The sequence below is a fragment of the Microbacterium sp. SLBN-111 genome (assembly GCF_049739645.1).
GTDB lineage: Bacteria > Actinomycetota > Actinomycetes > Actinomycetales > Microbacteriaceae > Microbacterium.
Genome location: NZ_JBMGQH010000001.1, coordinates 2,479,133 through 2,495,450, shown reverse-complemented (window position 1 = coordinate 2,495,450; position 16,318 = coordinate 2,479,133). Strand labels below are relative to the sequence as shown.

Below are 16,318 nucleotides of genomic sequence, written 5' to 3'. Positions count from 1 at the left end.
CGCGATCGCCGCCACGACGCCCACGGCCGAGACGCTCCCGGCCATCACCCACCCCCACCGAGGGCGCACGCGTGAGCCCGAAGCGGTTCGAGCGCGATCGGGAGCGGAACCGGGGCCGAGACATCGACGCACACGAGCGTGTCGGTCCGGTCGAAGGAGAGGTCCGCCCCGGCATCCGCGACCACCGCCCGGGCGCGCTGCTCATCTCCGCGCCCGAGCAGCCGCGCGGATTCGGCCGCAGTGTGCTCGAGTCGCACGGACGCCGCCGCCGCGACCAGGGCGCCCAGGGCCAGCGCGAGCACCAGGATGATCGCGGGGAGGGCCACGGCGAACTCCGCCGTGACCGCTCCACGGTCGTCGAGGAACGGCCGCCTCATTGCACGGAGAGAGCACGCCGGACGAGGTCGGTGAGAATGCCGCGCACCTCATCGGACCGCATGATGACGACGAGGAGACCGGCGAAGGCCACGGCGGCCATCGTGGCGATCGCGTATTCAGCCGTCGCGGCGCCGCGGTCGTCCAGGAACAGGGCCGATGCACGGCGGCCCGTGAGCGGACGAAACGACGCGTGGGGTCGGGCGGGTGTGAGGGAGGGAATGGACATCGGACTCTTCTTTCTAGGGGGAACGGGCGGTCAGAGAGGGATGGACGTGGAGCGGACGACACCGAGGACGGCTGGTACCACCGCGAGAAGGAGGAAGGCGGGGAGCGTGCAGATGCCGAGCGGGATCAACAGCCGGGTCGACAACCGGGCCGCCGCCTCCCGACCGGTCGCCCGGGCGCGGTGACGAGCGAGCCACGCTTCGCCGCGGAGGAGTTCCACGGCGGGAGCGCCGGCCCGCGCCGAGAGCTCCAGCGCCGTCGCGATGTCGGCCGTCGGTTCCGCGTCGACTCCTCGGGCCGCCGCGCTGAGCGCCCACGCTCGTTCGATCGACGCTCCCGACGCCAGCGCCATCGCCACGAGCTCGGCATCCCAGCCCGGGATGCCGTCATCGGGTCGAGCGCGCCGCGCGAGGTGTCGGGTCCAGATCACGCTCGCCCCGAGCAGGACCAGCCCCGCGAGCAGCGCGCACGCGCCGAGCGGTTCGGCGATGACGTGCAGCGGGTCCAGTCCGAGGAAGGAGCCGAGCGGCAGGCCGAGCACAGGGAGCCAGGTCAGCAGCCGCGCCGTGGCAACGGGCTCGGCGAGCGCCACCGCGATCTCGGCCTTCACCTCGCGCGCCTCCCGCAGGGCGATGACCGCGGATCGCAGGGATTCGGCGAGCGGCGCGCCGACGGCCGTCGCGACCGACCACGCGGCTGCGATGTCGCCCCACGCCCCTCCTCCGGAGCGCAGAACCTCCGCGACGTCGCCGCCGTCCTCCGCGGCTCGGGCGGCCTGGACCAGGAGTGTGTCACCCTGCCCGGCGAGGTGCCGCCACGCCGCCGGGGCGGGAACACCCGCGCCCAGGAGCACGGCCAGTCGCATCGCGGTCTCGATCGCGACGTCGTCGCGCGCGCCGCGCGCCGGCGTCCTCACGCGATCGCCTCGACGTCGACTCCGAGCCGATCGCCACGCAGCACCGGCCGACCGATGCCGACGACCCGACGGTGACCCTCCCGACGCTCGACGTGCACGATCGCGTGCACGGCGCTCACGGCCTGGCGCGCGAGGGCAGCGGCATCCATTCCTGCGAGAGCCCCGAGCGCTTCCAGGCGCGCGGGCACCTCCGCGAGGCCGCCCGCATGGAGGGTGCCCGCTCCGCCGTCGTGCCCGGTGTTCAACGCGAGGAGCAGCTCCCGGATCTCGGCGCCTCGGCACTCCCCCAGTACGAGGCGGTCGGGGCGCATGCGCAACGCCTCACGGACGAGTCTCGGCACCTCGATGCCACCGGCCCCCTCCAGGTTGGCCTGTCGGGCTTCCAGGGCGACGTGATGCGGATGGCGCGGGCGGAGTTCGGCGACCTCCTCGATCGTCACGATCCGCTCCGTCACGGGGACGGAGGACAGGAGGGCCGAGAGCAGAGTCGTCTTACCCGCACCCGTGCCGCCGGTGATGAGGACGTTGGATCGCTGGCTGACGAGAGCACCCAGTGCGTCGCGGATCGCCTCCGAGAACATGCCCGCTCGATGCAGATCGTCGAGGTCCGGCGAGCTCCAGCGCGGGACGCGAATCGAGATGGCCGTCCCGCGGGCGGCCACCGGCGCGAGGACGGCGTGCACGCGTACACCGCGCTCCCAGCGCACGTCGACGCACGGGGACGCGTCGTCGAGGTGACGCCCGCCCCGCGCGATCAACCGGACGGCCAGCCGCCGGACCTCCGCCTCGGTCGCGCACCACGACGGCACCCGTTCCGCGCCGCTCCCCCGGTCGACGAACATTCCCTCGTCGCCGTTCACGAAGACGTCGCTGACATCGGGGTCGTCGAGGAACGGCTGGAGGAACGCGAGGGCGGGATCGTCCCACGCGGACGAGAGCAAGGCGAGCGGTGCCGGCGCGGGAGCGGGAAGGGGGAAGAGGCGGGGGGAGGTCACGCCGATGACGGTACGGAGGATCACCCAGCCCGCGCGGCGCCGATGCCACGATCCGTGGATGATTCCGCCGATTCACCGTCTGGGGAGGGCAGGTGCTCTTCGGGGAGAGTCGGGCGCGGAACCGCCCGGAAAAAAGAGAGGGCGGCATCCCATCAATGGGGGGCGAGGGATGCCGCCACGCGCCGGGGAAAAATTGGGGGGCTCCCCCCGACGCGCTTGCCGGAAGCGATGTTCGGGCAGATACAAGAGTACGCACACGAGCGCGCCACGCCAACCCGAATCGCTAGATGATCGAGCGATATATCAGGCGTTTCGCCCAGAGCGGATCCCAACTATCGGAGGTAACCGCCGTTCGCGGCGGAGGGATAGCGTGACCGTGGCGCGAGGACGCGCCGTGCCTCGACCGCGAAGGAGCGCCAGATGAGCAGCCAGATCGATCATCTCCTCAACGAAACCCGCCGTTTCGCCCCGTCGGCGGAGTTCGCCGCGAACGCCGTCGCCGACGCGAGTCTGTACGAGCGCGCGGCCGCCGATCGCGAGGGTTTCTGGGCAGATCAGGCGCGCGAGCTCCACTGGCACACCCCGTTCACGAAGGTGCTCGACTGGTCGAACCCGCCGTTCGCCGAGTGGTTCGCCGACGGCGAGCTGAACGTCGCCTACAACTGCCTCGACCGGCACGTCGAGGCCGGCAACGGCGACCGCATCGCGCTCCGGTGGGAGGGCGAACCCGGCGACCGGCGCAACGTCACCTACGCCGAACTCACCGACGAGGTGAAGCGCCTCTCGAACGTGCTGATCGACCTGGGCATCGAGCGCGGCGACCGCGTCGCGATCTACCTGCCGATGATCCCCGAGGCGATCGCCTCGATGCTCGCCGTCGCCCGCATCGGCGCCGTCCACTCGGTGGTCTTCGGCGGCTTCTCGGCCGACAGCCTCCGCTCCCGCATCGACGACGCCGGAGCCAAGCTCGTCATCACCGCCGACGGCGGCTGGCGCAAGGGCAAGGTCTCCCCCCTCAAGCCCGCGGTCGACCAAGCCCTCGCGGACCGCAACGGGTCCGGCATCCAGGAGACCGTCGAACACGTCCTCGTCGTCAAGCGCGGCGAGAACGACGTCGAGTGGACCGACGACCGCGACATCTGGTGGCATGACGTCGTGCCGCAGGCCTCGGCCGAGCACGAGGCCGAGGCGTTCCCCGCCGAGAACCCCCTGTTCATCCTCTATACCTCGGGCACGACCGGGAAGCCGAAGGGCATCCTCCACACGTCGGGCGGCTACCTCACGCAGGCGGCGTTCACGAACCGGGTCGTCCACGACGTGCACCCCGAGACCGACGTCTACTGGTGCACCGCCGACATCGGCTGGATCACCGGCCACACCTACGTCACCTACGGCCCGCTCGCCAACGGCGCGACGCAGCTCCTCTTCGAGGGCACCCCCGACACCCCGCACCCGGGCCGCTGGTGGGAGCTCATCCAGAACCACGGCGTCACCGTCTTCTACACCGCGCCGACCGCGATCCGGTCGTTCATGAAGATCGGCCGCGACGTGCCGCAGAGCTTCGACCTGTCGTCCCTCCGCCTGCTCGGATCGGTCGGCGAACCCATCAACCCCGAGGCGTGGATCTGGTACCGCGACATCATCGGCGCCGATCGCGCCCCGATCGTCGACACGTGGTGGCAGACCGAGACCGGGGCGATCATGATCTCGGCCCTCCCCGGTGTCACCGAGACGAAGCCCGGCTCGGCGCAGGTGCCGCTCCCCGGAATCTCGATCGACGTCGTCGACGACGCCGGCGAACCCGTCGGACACGGCAACGGCGGACTCCTCGTCATCACCGAGCCCTGGCCGTCGATGCTGCGCGGAATCTGGGGCGACCCCGACCGCTTCGTCGAGACGTACTGGGAGAAGTTCGCCGACAAGGGCTACTACTTCGCCGGCGACGGCGCCCGACTCGACGACGACGGCGACGTGTGGCTGCTCGGTCGCGTCGACGACGTCATGAACGTCTCGGGCCACCGCCTGTCGACCGCCGAGATCGAGTCGGCCCTCGTCGGCCACGAGGGCGTCGCCGAGGCCGCGGTCGTCGGCGCCTCCGACGAGACCACCGGTCAGGCCGTCGTCGCCTTCGTCATCATCAAGAGCCGCTACATGAAGAAGAACGGCGTCGACGGACTCGGCGACGTCCTCCGCAAGTGGGTCGGCGAGCAGATCGGCCCGATCGCGCGTCCGCGAGACGTCTACATCGTGGGCGAGCTGCCCAAGACCCGGTCCGGCAAGATCATGCGCCGTCTTCTCCGCGACGTCGCCGAGGGTCGCGAGGTCGGCGACACGACGACCCTCGCCGACACCGCCGTGATGAGTGTGATCAGCGCCCAGGTGAAGTGACGGGGGGATCGTGGATGCCGCGCCCCTCGGCATCCACGATCCGAGGTGCCGCGCTCAGCCGCGTGACGCGGTGGGGTGAAAACCGGGGTGGGTCGGCCGGACGCGCCGATACGGTCTCGATGGCGGGTCCGCCTGCCCGCCGTCAAGGAGACCTGCATGCCCATCATCGTCCGCACCGGGATCGCCGAATTCGTCGGCACCTTCGTGTTCGTGTTCGCCATCATCGGAGCCGTCGCCAGCGGTAGCCCGCTCACCCCGCTGGCCATCGGTTTCGCGCTGATGATCATGGTGTTCGCGACCGGCCACATCTCCGGCGCCCACCTGAATCCCGCCGTTTCGCTCGGCGCCCTGCTGCGCGGAGCGATCGACCTCCCGCGCTTCGGCGTGTACGTCGTCGCGCAGCTGCTCGCCGGCGCCCTGGCCGGGGTGGCGAGCCTCGCGCTCTTCCCCGTCGCCACGCCCGTCGAGATCCAGACCGGACCGGCGTTCCTCGTCGAGGCGCTCTGGACCTTCGTCCTCGTCTACGTCGTGCTGAACGTCGCGACCACCAAGAGCAACGTCAACAACTCCTTCTACGGTCTGGCGATCGGCTCGACGGTCTTCGTCGGCGCGGTCGCGTTCGGCTCGATCTCGGGCGGCGGCTTCAACCCGGCCGTCGCGCTCGGTCTCGCCGTCACCGGCAACTTCGCCCTCGGCGCCTACTGGCTGTACGCACTGGCGCCGCTCATCGGTGCCGCGGTGGCCGCGGGGGTGTTCCGCGTCCTCAACGCGGACGACCGCCTCCCGGCCCTCGAATGAGTCGCGCCTGACCCCGAAGGTCCCGGATGCCGTACGCGTGGCATCCGGGACCTTCGTCGTTTCGCGCATCTGTATACGCTGCGCGCAACGGCGAGACCGCGAGAGCGCCCAGGCGCCCTTTGTGTATACACTGAAGGAATCAACGGCGAGGGAGGGATGCCATGCGGGCCAGCGACCGCGCGTACTCCGCCCTCCTCGACGACATCCAGACGGGCGTGCTCGCGCCGGGCACCGTCCTCGGTGAGGTCGAGCAGTCCGCCCGCCTCGGCGTGAGCCGGACGCCCCTACGCGCGGCGCTCGCGCGCCTCACCTCGGACGGACTGGTCGCCCAGACCTCCCCGCGCGTCACGGTCGTCACCGCGGTCGACGCGGGTGACATCCGGTCGCTGTTCGTCGCGCGGCGCGCGCTCGAGGAGACGGCGGTGCGCCTGGCCGCCGTGTCCCCTCGCGCAGCCGACTTCGCCGACCTGGCCGCGGCGTTCGACGACGTGCACCTCGACCGCGAGGAGGCCCGCGACGACTACTACCGCCTCATCGCCGACTTCGACGCGGCACTCGACACCGCCGCGGCGAACGATTACCTCACCGCGGCTCTCCGCACGGTCCGCACCCACCTGGTGCGCGTGCGCCGCCTCGCCCGCGACCAGCCCGAGCGGCTGTCGGCCTCGGTCGCGGAGCACCGGCTCATCGCGGCCGCGATCGCCGCGGGCGACGCCGACCTCGCCGCGCACGCCACCCACGTGCACCTGCACAACGCCCTGACGAGCATCCTCGAGTCCCTCGACGACGCCGCGCCCTCGCCCCACCGAAAGGCCCTCGCATGACGATCACCCACCACCTCCGCGTCCACCGCAGCGACGAGAACCTCGCGCGCGAGGGGCAGCTCGCGTGGGCACTGGCGCGCATCGCCGTCGACCCGGTCGCGGTCGACCAGGACGTCGTCGACATGATCATCAACCGCGTCATCGACAACGCCGCGGTCGCCGCCGCTTCGCTCACCCGCCGGCCCGTGAGCGCGGCGCGCCAGCAGGCGCTCGACCACGCCGTCTCGATCGGCGGCGTCGGAGCCACGGTGTTCGGCTGCGCGCTCGAGCGCCGGTCCAGCCCCGAGTGGGCCGCCTGGGCCAACGGCGTCGCGGTCCGCGAACTGGACTACCACGACACGTTCCTCGCCGCGGAGTACTCGCACCCGGGCGACAACATCCCGCCGGTGGTCGCGGTCGCCCAGCACACCGGACGCGACGGCGCCGCCGTGGTCCGCGCGCTCGCGACGGCCTACGAGGTGCAGATCGACCTCGTCCGCGCGATCTCGCTGCACAAGCACAAGATCGACCACGTTGCGCATCTCGGCCCCTCCGCCGCCGCGGGCATCGGCACCCTGCTCGACCTCGACCAGGAGACGATCTACCAGGCGATCGGCCAGGCCCTCCACACCACCACCGCCACGCGGCAGTCCCGCAAGGGCGAGATCTCGACGTGGAAGGCGCACGCCCCCGCCTTCGCCGGGAAGATGGCGGTCGAAGCCGTCGACCGCGCGATGCGCGGCGAGACCAGCCCCTCCCCCATCTACGAGGGCGAGGACGGGGTCATCGCGTGGCTGCTGGGCGGCCCGGATGCCACCTACGACGTGCCGCTCCCCGCGGAGGGCGAGTCCAAGCGCGCGATCCTCGACTCGTACACGAAGGAGCACTCCGCCGAGTACCAGGCGCAGGCGTGGATCGACCTCGCCCGCCGCCTCGGCACGGAACGCCCCGAACTGCGCGACCCGGAGAACGTGGCATCCATCGTCCTGCACACCAGCCACCACACGCACTACGTGATCGGCTCGGGCTCGGGCGACCCGCAGAAGTACGACCCGACGGCGTCGCGCGAGACGCTCGACCACTCGATCCCGTACATCTTCGCGGTGGCGCTGCAGGACGGCGCCTGGCACCACGTCGACTCGTACACGCCCGAGCGGGCCGGCCGCGAGGACACCGTCGCGCTGTGGCACAAGATCACCACGGCCGAGGATGCCGAGTGGACGCGCCGCTACCACTCCGAGGACCCGAACGAGAAGGCCTTCGGGGGTCGCGTGGTCATCACGCTGACGGACGGCTCCGTGGTCGAGGACGAGATCGCCGTCGCCGACGCGCACCCGCTCGGCGCCCGACCGTTCGCCCGCGAGGACTACGTGCGCAAGTTCCGGCTGCTCGCCGAGCCCGTGCTGACGCCCGAGGAGATCGAGCGCTTCCTCGACCTCGCCGAGCGGCTGCCCGAGCTCACCCCGGCCGAAGTCCAGCAGCTCACGATCGTCGCGAAGCCCGGCGTCCTGGCTCTCGCGCCGGCCCCGAAGGGCCTGTTCTGATGCTGTACGCCCAGACCACCCCGGCGCAGAAGCGCCGCGCGCTGCGCGAGAAGCTGGCATCCGGCGAACTCGTCCGCTTCCCGGGGGCGTTCAACCCCCTCTCGGCACGTCTGATCGAGCGGAAGGGCTTCGAGGGCGTCTACATCTCGGGCGCCGTGATCTCGGCGGATCTGGGGCTCCCCGACATCGGCCTCACGACCCTCACCGAGGTCGCCGGCCGCGGGCAGCAGATCGCGCGCATGACCGAACTCCCGGCCATCATCGACGCCGACACGGGCTTCGGCGAACCGATGAACGTCGCCCGCACGATCCAGACGCTGGAGGACGCGGGACTCGCCGGCGCCCACATCGAGGACCAGGTCAACCCGAAGCGCTGCGGCCACCTCGACGGCAAGAGCGTCGTGGATGCCGACACCGCGATCAAGCGCATCCGTGCGGCCGTGGACGCCCGGCGCGACCCCGACTTCCTCGTCATCGCGCGGACCGACGTGCGGGCGGTGGAGGGCCTGGATGCCGCGATCGACCGCGCGAAGGCCCTCGTCGACGCCGGCGCGGACGTGGTGTTCCCCGAGGCGATGCGCGACCTCGGCGAGTTCGCCGCCATGCGCGAAGCCCTCGGCGTGCCGATCCTCGCGAACATGACCGAGTTCGGGAAGTCCGACCTCTTCTCCACCGATCAGCTGCGGGACGTCGGCGTGAACATGGTCATCTGGCCCGTCTCGCTCCTGCGCCTCGCGATGGGCGCCGCCGAGCGGGGCCTCGACGCGCTGGCATCCGCGGGTCATCTCCGCGACCACCTCGGCGAGATGCAGCACCGCGCCGACCTGTACGACCTCATCGACTACGAGCACTACACGCGGTTCGACGCGAACGTGTTCGATTTCACCGTCGAACGCTGACGCCCGACCCTGCCCGAGACTCAAAGGAGAGACGATGACCGACGTCGAGATCAAGAAAGGCCTGGCCGGGGTGACGGTGGACTACACCGCCGTCAGCAAGGTCAATCCCGAGACCAACAGCCTCCTCTACCGCGGGTACCCCGTGCAGGAGCTCGCCGCGACGCAGTCGTTCGAGGCTGTGGCCCTGCTGCTGTGGAACGGTGAGCTGCCGACCGCCGCGGAGCTGCGCGAGTTCGAGGCGTTCGAGCGGTCCCACCGCGCGCTCGACGACGCCGTCCGGACGACCATCGACCTCCTCCCCCTCGACGCGCACCCCATGGACGTCGTGCGGACAGCGGTGTCGGCGGTCGGGGCGCTCGCGCCCGCGGCCGAGGTCGCCGACAACTCCGCGGCCTCCGATCTCGCGAAGGCGAAGCTGCTGTTCGCGAAGATCCCCGCGATCGTGGCCTACGACCAGCGGCGCCGCCGCGGCGAGGCGATCGTCGAGCCGCGAGCCGACCTCGACTACTCGCGCAACTTTCTCTGGATGACGTTCGGCGAGGAAGCCGACGAGGTCGTCGCCCGCGCGTTCGCGGTGTCGATGGTGCTGTACGCCGAGCACTCGTTCAACGCCTCGACCTTTACCGCGCGCGTGATCACGTCGACCACCGCCGACCTCTACTCCGCCGTCGTCGGCGCGATCGGCGCGCTCAAGGGCGCTCTGCACGGCGGCGCCAACGAAGCCGTGATGCACATCCTCGACGAGATCGGTTCCGCGGAGAACGTCGGACCGTGGCTCGACACCGCCCTCGCCGAGAAGCGCAAGATCATGGGCTTCGGCCACCGCGTCTACAAGAAGGGCGACTCGCGCGTCCCCACGATGAAGGCGGCGCTCGACACGCTCGTCGAGCACTACGACGCCCACGACCTCGCCGCACTGTACGACGCGCTCGAAGCGGAGTTCGTGGGACGCAAGGGCATCTACCCGAACCTCGACTACCCGTCGGGTCCGGCGTACCACCTCATCGGCTTCGACACCCCCACCTTCACGCCGCTCTTCGTCGCCGCCCGCATCACGGGGTGGACGGCGCACATCATCGAGCAAGCGGCATCCAATGCCCTCATCCGTCCACTGTCCGCCTACTCAGGCGTGGACGAACGGCACATCGAGGGGTACGTCGCCACCGACGCCGAGCGGGAGGTCGCCGAGCGCGAGGCGGAGGCGCAGTAGCACTCCGCCCGCGCGGCGGGCCGTCAGGCGACGGTGAAGACGACCTCGACCTCGACCGGGCTGTCCAGCGGCAGCACGGGCACGCCGACGGCGGAGCGCGCGTGCGCCCCGGCCTCGCCGAAGACCTCGCCGAGGAACTCGCTCGCACCGTTGATCACGCCGGGCTGGCCGGTGAATTCGGGAACGGATGCCACGAACCCGGTGATCTTCAGGACACCGGTGATGTTGTCGACGCCGCCGACGAGCGATGCGGCGGCCGCGAGGGCGTTGAGGGCGCTCTGACGGGCGTAGGTCTTGGCATCCGCCGGGGACACCAGGCCTTCGCCCTCGCCGACCTTGCCGGTCGCGGGCAGCGACCCGTTCACCATCGGCAGCTGACCGGACGTGTAGACGAGGTCGCCGTGGCGCTTCGCGGGAATGTAGGCGGCGACCGGGGGAACGACACCGGGAACCTCGACGCCGAGCGCGGCGAGGCGCTCCGCGACGCTCACTGCTGACCCTCGAACTGGCGCGCGGCGGTCGCGGCGGCACCGAGGCCCGCGTTGGCCTCTCCCCCGCCGACGGGGCGCTTGAAGTACGCGACCAGGCCACCTTCGGGGCCGGTCACGACCTGGACGAGCTCCCACCCCTGCTTGCCCCAGTTGTTGAGGATTGCGGCGGTGTTATGGATCAGCAGCGGCGTGGTGAGGTATTCCCACGTGGTCATCGGGGCTCCCGGCGGGTCGGCTCGGCGGTCGAGCGAGAGGGTGGACGCGGACGCGTGCGAGCGCACGCCTTCGAGGCATCGCCCAGCAACGTCGCTTAGCATCAAGCCTATGCCTGAGAACAAACGTACGGCCAGCGGCGCCCTCGGCGGCATCGTCGGTCTCGTCGGCCTGAGCGCGGCCGCCGGCGTCCTCGTGACCGCGGCAGTGACCCCGGCGATCGCCGTTTCGGGCCTGGCCGCGTCGAGCGCGATCACGATCTTCGACAACATGCCGAGCTACCTGCAGCCCGACCAGCTCATGCTGCCCACGACGATCACGGCCGGCGATCAGGTGCTCGCCAAGTTCTACGACCAGAACCGCTCGCCCGTGACGTTCGACCAGATCAACCCGGTGATGTACGACGCGATCCTCTCGTCCGAGGATCCGCGCTACTACCAGCACGGTGGCGTCGACCTCATCGGCACCACGCGCGCCCTTCTCAGCAACGCCGCGGGCGGCGAGACCCAGGGCGGTTCCTCGATCAGCCAGCAGTACGTCAAGAACGTGCTCGTCCAGCGCTGCGAGCGCGACGCCAAGGCGACCGACGCCGTCGAGGCCACCGACACCACTCCCGCCAAGCCCGCGATGACCCGTGACGAGGCGCTTCGGGCGTGTGCGGACGAGGCCATCCAGGCACAGGGGGCGGCGGGATACCAGCGCAAGCTGCAGGAGATGCGCTACGCGGTGCAGCTCGAGAAGCAGTACACCAAGGATCAGATCCTCCTCGGCTACCTCAACATCGCGAACTTCGGCGGCGTGACGTACGGCATCGACGCCGCTGCGCGCTACTACTTCAACGTCCCGGCCTCGCAGCTGAACATCGGCCAGGCGGCGATCCTCGCGGGAATGGTGCAGAACCCCAACCGCTTCCGCATCGACCGCGAGGGCGGGTCCATCGTCTACGACGACGGCACCACCGAGAACAAGAAGGCCGACGGGTCCATCGACGACGTCGCGCAGGACACGATCCAGGGCCTCTACACGCTCCGCGACAACGGCGAGATCACTCAGGAGCAGCTCGTGAACGCCGCCGACGGCTACAGCGAGACCAAGGGTCGTCAGCTGTATGTCCTGAGCCGCATGGAGGCCGACGGCAAGATCACGCACGAGCAGTATGTGCAGTACGCGATCGAGCCGATCACGCCGCAGATCACACCGACCGAACAGGGCTGCGGCGCCTCCAAGGCCCCGTACTTCTGCCAGCTGGTGGTCGGGCAGATCCTCAGCGACCCCGCGTTCGGCGCCGAAGACGACGACCGCGTGCGCGCGCTCCGCCAGGACGGTCTGACGATTCAGACGACCCTCGATTGGCGCGTGCAGGATGCCGCGCAGTCGACGATGAACGACATCGTCCCGGCGAGCACCGACGGTCTGGCCCTCGGATCGACCGCTCTGACGCTCGAGGCGAAGACGGGTCGCGTTCTCGCGCTGACGCAGAACACGAAGTTCACGCAGGACCCGACGCAGGCGGCGAGCGACCCGTCCTACAACTCGATCGTCTTCGCCGGAGACAAGGACAATGGCGGGTCCATCGGCTTCAACGCGGGATCGACGTTCAAGATCTTCACGCTCGTCGACTGGCTGGAGAAGGGGAACTCCCTCAACGCACAGCTCAACGGGCGGCTGGGTCCGGTCCCCAACATGAAGAACTCGTGCTTCGGCGACTGGATCAACACGACCAACTACAAGATCAACAACTTCGCCAACAACCCCGGCTATTACGGAACGCCCTTGCGGTTCACGAAGGACTCCCTGAACACGGGGTACCTCGCGATGGCTGCCCAGCTCGACCTCTGCGACGTCGCCAATGTCGCGAAGAAGATGGGCGTCGGCACCACCGGCGATGGCAACCCGATCAAGATGAACGTCGCGAACGAGGTCATCGGTAGCGACAACGTGTCGCCGCTGGCGATGGCGGGTGCGTTCGCGACCGTCGCCAACGGCGGGTCGCACTGCCAGCCGAAGCTGATCGACAAGGTGACGGATGCCGATGGCGCGGAGCGCCCGATCCCCGCGCGGACGTGCGAGACGGTGCTGACCCCCGAGATCGCGGCCACAGCGGCCTACGCGCTGCAAGGCGTCATGTCCGGAGGCGGCACCGGTCAGGCTGCGAACCCCAACGACGGCACCCCGGTCCTGGGTAAGACGGGAACGCACGAAGCGCACGAGACCTGGATGATCGAATCCTCGACCAACGCCACGACCGCCGTATGGGTCGGCAACTGGGACGGTGGACAGGAGACGCTGTTCGGCAAGTACGCCAACGGCTACCAGCTGAGCGACATGCGCTATGCCGTGGCGAAGGGGGTCCAGTCCGCGGCGGACGAGTTCTACGGCGGCGACCGTTTCCCCGACCCCGCGCAGAACCTGCTGCGCACGCAATCGAAGGACGTCCCGAACGTCGTGGGGCGCAGCATCGACGACGCTTGGAACACCCTCCAGAACGCCGGCTTCAGCGTGACGGTCGGCGATCCGGTCGACGCCGAGTTCGGCGGCGACCGCGTGGCCGCGCAGAACCCCAGCGGTTCGGCCCCGGCCGGCGGGAACATCACGATCAACCCGGGCAACGGCCAGGGCGGGACGGTTCCCGACGTGACCGGCCAGAACCTGAACGCCGCTCAAGCCGCGCTGAAGTCGGCCGGCTACAACACCCTGTCGGTCAGTTGTAAGGAAGATGGCGGGGCGCCCGATGACGGTCGCGTCACGGCCACGAACCCCGCGGGCGGCACGTCCGCCAACAAGAGCACCGCCATCGTGCTCGAGGTCGCGAAGAAGAAGTGCCAGTGACCGGTCCGCTCGTGAAGGCCGCCCTCGCGCCCCTCGGGGTCGCGGGGGCGGCCGCCGTCGGGGCCGCGGTGTGGGGCGTGGGTATCGAGCGGTACCTGTTCACCGTCCGCTACCACGCTCTCCGCGTGCTTCCGAAGGGGTCGGACGCGATCCGCGTGCTGCACGTCTCGGACGCCCACATGGCGCCCTGGCAGCACCGGAAGCAGGAGTGGATGGCTCGGCTCGCCGAGCTCTCGCCCGACCTCGTCATCAACACGGGTGACAATCTCGGCCACCGCGACGGGCTCAGCGGCATCCGTGAGGCTTTCGCCCCCCTGCGCGGAGTGCCCGGGTTCGTGGTGCACGGGTCGAACGACTATCAGGGTCCGACACCGCGCAACCCGCTGCGCTACTTCACGGGACCGTCCGGCAACCTGCCCGCGTACACGCACCTCGACGTCGGTGCGCTCGACCGCTTCTTCACCGACGACCTGGGGTGGAATCTGCTCGACGACACCGCGGCATCCGTCGAGGTGAAGGGCATGCGGATCACGGGGTTCGGCGTCGACGACGCCCACCGCAACTGGGACAAGCCCGAGCTCATTCCGCCGGTGCTGTCGACGCTCCCGGATGCCGACGTGACGCTGGGCGTGATGCACGCGCCGTACCGCCGCACGCTCGATCGGTTCATCGACCTGGGCGCCCACGTCCTGCTCGCGGGGCACACCCACGGCGGACAGGTGCGAGTCCCCTTCAGTCGCAAGGCCCTGGTGTCGAACTGCGACCTGCCGCTGGACCAGGCGCGGGGCCTCAGCGAGTGGACGCACGGCGGGCGCACGGTGCCGCTGAACGTGAGCGCCGGCCTCGGACACTCGATCTACGCGCCCGTGCGCTTCGCGTGCCGCCCCGAAGCGACGCTGCTCACGCTGCTGCCTGTCTGACTCCTCCTCCCCCGCCTGCGAAAGGGTCGATCCATCCACGGATCGGCCCTTTCGCCCGTTCTGCGGGCATCACGAAATCGCATGATCGAGTCTCCTCGACCGAAGGGACACTCGATGCATCACCCTCCCCCACACCGACGCCGCGCTTCGCGGGTCTTCCTCGCCCTCCTCGTCTCGTCCGCGGCGCTCCTCGCCGGAACGACGGCCGTCGCGACCCCGGCCGAGGCGGCCGACCGCGGTACCGGATTCGGCACCTGGGCCCCGCTCTCCTCCACCGGGTGGCACGGTTCCATGCGGGTCGGCGACATCGAGACGTACTGCATCCATCCGGGGCTGCCCGTCGCCACCGGCCCGACGACCGACCAGGGTGTGCAGACGGATGCCAGGGGCCTGACGCCGCAGCAGCTCGTCTCGATCAACTACCTCGTCACGACCTATGGACAGACCGACGACCCCGTGCAGGCGGCGAGCGTCGGGTGGGCCGTGAAGGCGACCGCGGACCGCGACACGACGCTGCACTCGTGGGGCTACGAGGGAGACTCGCTGCGCGAGGCGATCGACTACGTCATGCGTCGTGCCAGCCCCGAGAACAGCGCGGCCGTGCAGGAGCGCGCGGAACGTTACCTCGCGGAAGCTTCCGCGATCCGCGTGCCGCGCGTCGGCGGAACCCTCACCCTCACAACAAGCCCGGACGACCCGACCCGCGGGACGGTCACCGCCGACGTCGACCCGGATGCCACGGGCGGCCTGCATCTCGACGGCGCAGTGTTCGCCGACACCGGCACGGCCGACCACGCGGCCGTCGCACCGGGCCGGGCTTACCCGATCCTCGCGTCGCCTCCGCGCGACACCGACGGGCGCCCCTATGCCGTTCGTGCCCGCGGCGCGTTCACGGTCCGGGCCGCCGCCGTGCGCCTGTTCACCACACCGGGCCAGCAGGAATCGGCGGGCCCCGCCGACCCCCAGCGATTCGAGCTGACGGCGGAGGATGCCATCGCGCGTCCGATCGTGTTCTCGCCGCGCATCCACACGGAGGCGCGTATCCAGGACGGTCGCTTCATCGACGCCGTCACGCTGACCTCCGGCGAGAACGTCTGGCCCCGCGCGGCCGATGGATCCTTCGTGCGCCTTCGCGCCCGAGCCGACGTGTATCGCACGGGCGACTTCCCCGTCGAAGCGCCCGTCGTCCCCGACGGCCTGACGCCGGTCGCCCGGCTCGAGGTGACCACCGATCCGGCTGTGGGGCCGGGTACTTACACCGTCTCGACACCCGACCCGCTTCCGGGGCCCGGCGTCTACACCGCGGTGTGGCGGATCGAACGCGCTGACCAGAGTCCTGAGACCGTCCTGCACCTGCCCCTGCGGTACGTCTGGGTGGAGCGGTTCGCCACCCCGACGCAGACGCGGCAACTCGTGTCGCCTCCACCGTCGGACACGCCTACGCCCAGCCCGACGCCGACCCCTGTCGCCACCGTGGCAGCTCCGTCCGCCGGGGAACCGCCGACCGCTCTCGCGACCACCGGAATCTCGTCCGCCGGTCTGGCACCCGCGGGAGTGCTCGCGGCCGCGACGGTGACCGCCGGGGTCGGACTGATCCTCATGGCTCGCCGTCGCCGTTTCCCCGCCGCACGGGCCTGACCCGAACCGAACGGGGCGGGCGCGCCCTCGCGACGCGCCCGCCCGACGGCCCGGTTCGAACCACGCCCGCG

At 70.5% G+C, this 16,318-nt stretch carries 15 protein-coding genes; 9 read left to right on the top strand and 6 right to left on the bottom strand.

Going from position 1 to position 16,318, the window contains the following annotated elements:
- Positions 1–44 precede the first annotated feature (44 nt).
- Genes RKD05_RS11540 through RKD05_RS11525 form a run of 4 tightly spaced genes read right to left on the bottom strand, consistent with a single transcriptional unit; the run spans position 45 to position 2,460 of the window.
- Positions 45–377 carry a TadE family type IV pilus minor pilin gene (locus RKD05_RS11540; RefSeq protein ID WP_424710164.1) on the bottom strand — a complete coding sequence of 111 codons (333 nt, stop codon included), beginning with the start codon at positions 375–377 and terminating at the stop codon, positions 45–47.
- Positions 374–604, bottom strand: a complete 231-nt coding sequence (locus RKD05_RS11535; RefSeq protein WP_424710162.1) for a DUF4244 domain-containing protein — start codon at positions 602–604, stop codon at positions 374–376. The genes RKD05_RS11540 and RKD05_RS11535 overlap by 4 nt, the downstream gene beginning before the upstream one ends.
- Positions 605–634: 30 nt before the next feature.
- Positions 635–1,519, bottom strand: coding sequence for a type II secretion system F family protein (locus RKD05_RS11530; RefSeq protein WP_424710160.1), 885 nt, complete (start codon positions 1,517–1,519; stop codon positions 635–637).
- Complete coding sequence (locus tag RKD05_RS11525) at positions 1,516–2,460, bottom strand: TadA family conjugal transfer-associated ATPase (RefSeq protein ID WP_424711829.1); 945 nt, start codon at positions 2,458–2,460, stop codon at positions 1,516–1,518. Before RKD05_RS11525 ends, RKD05_RS11530 begins: the two co-directional genes overlap by 4 nt.
- A gap of 474 nt (positions 2,461–2,934) precedes the next feature.
- Here RKD05_RS11525 and acs point away from each other — a divergent pair, with 474 nt between their 5' ends.
- The 6 genes from acs to RKD05_RS11495 all read left to right on the top strand — a co-directional run bounded on the left by acs (position 2,935) and on the right by RKD05_RS11495 (position 10,156).
- Positions 2,935–4,902: an acetate--CoA ligase gene (acs, locus tag RKD05_RS11520; protein ID WP_424710159.1), complete on the top strand. Its 1,968-nt coding sequence runs from the start codon at positions 2,935–2,937 to the stop codon at positions 4,900–4,902.
- A gap of 156 nt (positions 4,903–5,058) precedes the next feature.
- Positions 5,059–5,700, top strand: a complete 642-nt coding sequence (locus tag RKD05_RS11515; RefSeq protein ID WP_424710157.1) for an MIP/aquaporin family protein — start codon at positions 5,059–5,061, stop codon at positions 5,698–5,700.
- A gap of 161 nt (positions 5,701–5,861) precedes the next feature.
- A complete protein-coding gene (locus tag RKD05_RS11510) occupies positions 5,862–6,524 on the top strand; it encodes a GntR family transcriptional regulator (RefSeq protein ID WP_424710155.1) in 663 nt (220 codons plus the stop codon).
- Positions 6,521–8,047: an MmgE/PrpD family protein gene (locus RKD05_RS11505; protein WP_424710153.1), complete on the top strand. Its 1,527-nt coding sequence runs from the start codon at positions 6,521–6,523 to the stop codon at positions 8,045–8,047. Before RKD05_RS11510 ends, RKD05_RS11505 begins: the two co-directional genes overlap by 4 nt.
- Positions 8,047–8,946: a methylisocitrate lyase gene (gene prpB, locus RKD05_RS11500; RefSeq protein WP_424710151.1), complete on the top strand. Its 900-nt coding sequence runs from the start codon at positions 8,047–8,049 to the stop codon at positions 8,944–8,946. The genes RKD05_RS11505 and prpB overlap by 1 nt, the downstream gene beginning before the upstream one ends.
- A 34-nt stretch (positions 8,947–8,980) precedes the next feature.
- The gene (locus tag RKD05_RS11495; protein ID WP_424710149.1) at positions 8,981–10,156 is read left to right on the top strand and encodes a bifunctional 2-methylcitrate synthase/citrate synthase; all 1,176 of its coding nucleotides are present in this window, start codon (positions 8,981–8,983) and stop codon (positions 10,154–10,156) included.
- A 23-nt stretch (positions 10,157–10,179) separates the two neighbouring features.
- On the opposite strand, the gene RKD05_RS11490 is transcribed toward RKD05_RS11495, so the two are convergent.
- Entirely contained in the window at positions 10,180–10,647 is a 468-nt protein-coding gene (locus RKD05_RS11490) for a RidA family protein (protein ID WP_424710147.1), read from the bottom strand.
- On the bottom strand, positions 10,644–10,862 hold the full coding sequence (locus tag RKD05_RS11485) for a hypothetical protein (RefSeq protein ID WP_026095616.1): 219 nt from the start codon (positions 10,860–10,862) through the stop codon (positions 10,644–10,646). The genes RKD05_RS11490 and RKD05_RS11485 overlap by 4 nt, the downstream gene beginning before the upstream one ends.
- 109 nt (positions 10,863–10,971) lie before the next feature.
- Between RKD05_RS11485 and RKD05_RS11480 the strand changes: the two genes are divergently transcribed.
- The 3 genes from RKD05_RS11480 (at position 10,972) to RKD05_RS11470 (ending at position 16,247) form a co-directional block, all read left to right on the top strand.
- Complete coding sequence (locus tag RKD05_RS11480) at positions 10,972–13,689, top strand: transglycosylase domain-containing protein (RefSeq protein WP_424710146.1); 2,718 nt, start codon at positions 10,972–10,974, stop codon at positions 13,687–13,689.
- The gene (locus tag RKD05_RS11475) at positions 13,686–14,609 is read left to right on the top strand and encodes a metallophosphoesterase (RefSeq protein ID WP_424710144.1); all 924 of its coding nucleotides are present in this window, start codon (positions 13,686–13,688) and stop codon (positions 14,607–14,609) included. Before RKD05_RS11480 ends, RKD05_RS11475 begins: the two co-directional genes overlap by 4 nt.
- A gap of 114 nt (positions 14,610–14,723) precedes the next feature.
- Positions 14,724–16,247, top strand: a complete 1,524-nt coding sequence (locus RKD05_RS11470; protein WP_424710142.1) for a hypothetical protein — start codon at positions 14,724–14,726, stop codon at positions 16,245–16,247.
- Positions 16,248–16,318: the final 71 nt, after the last annotated feature.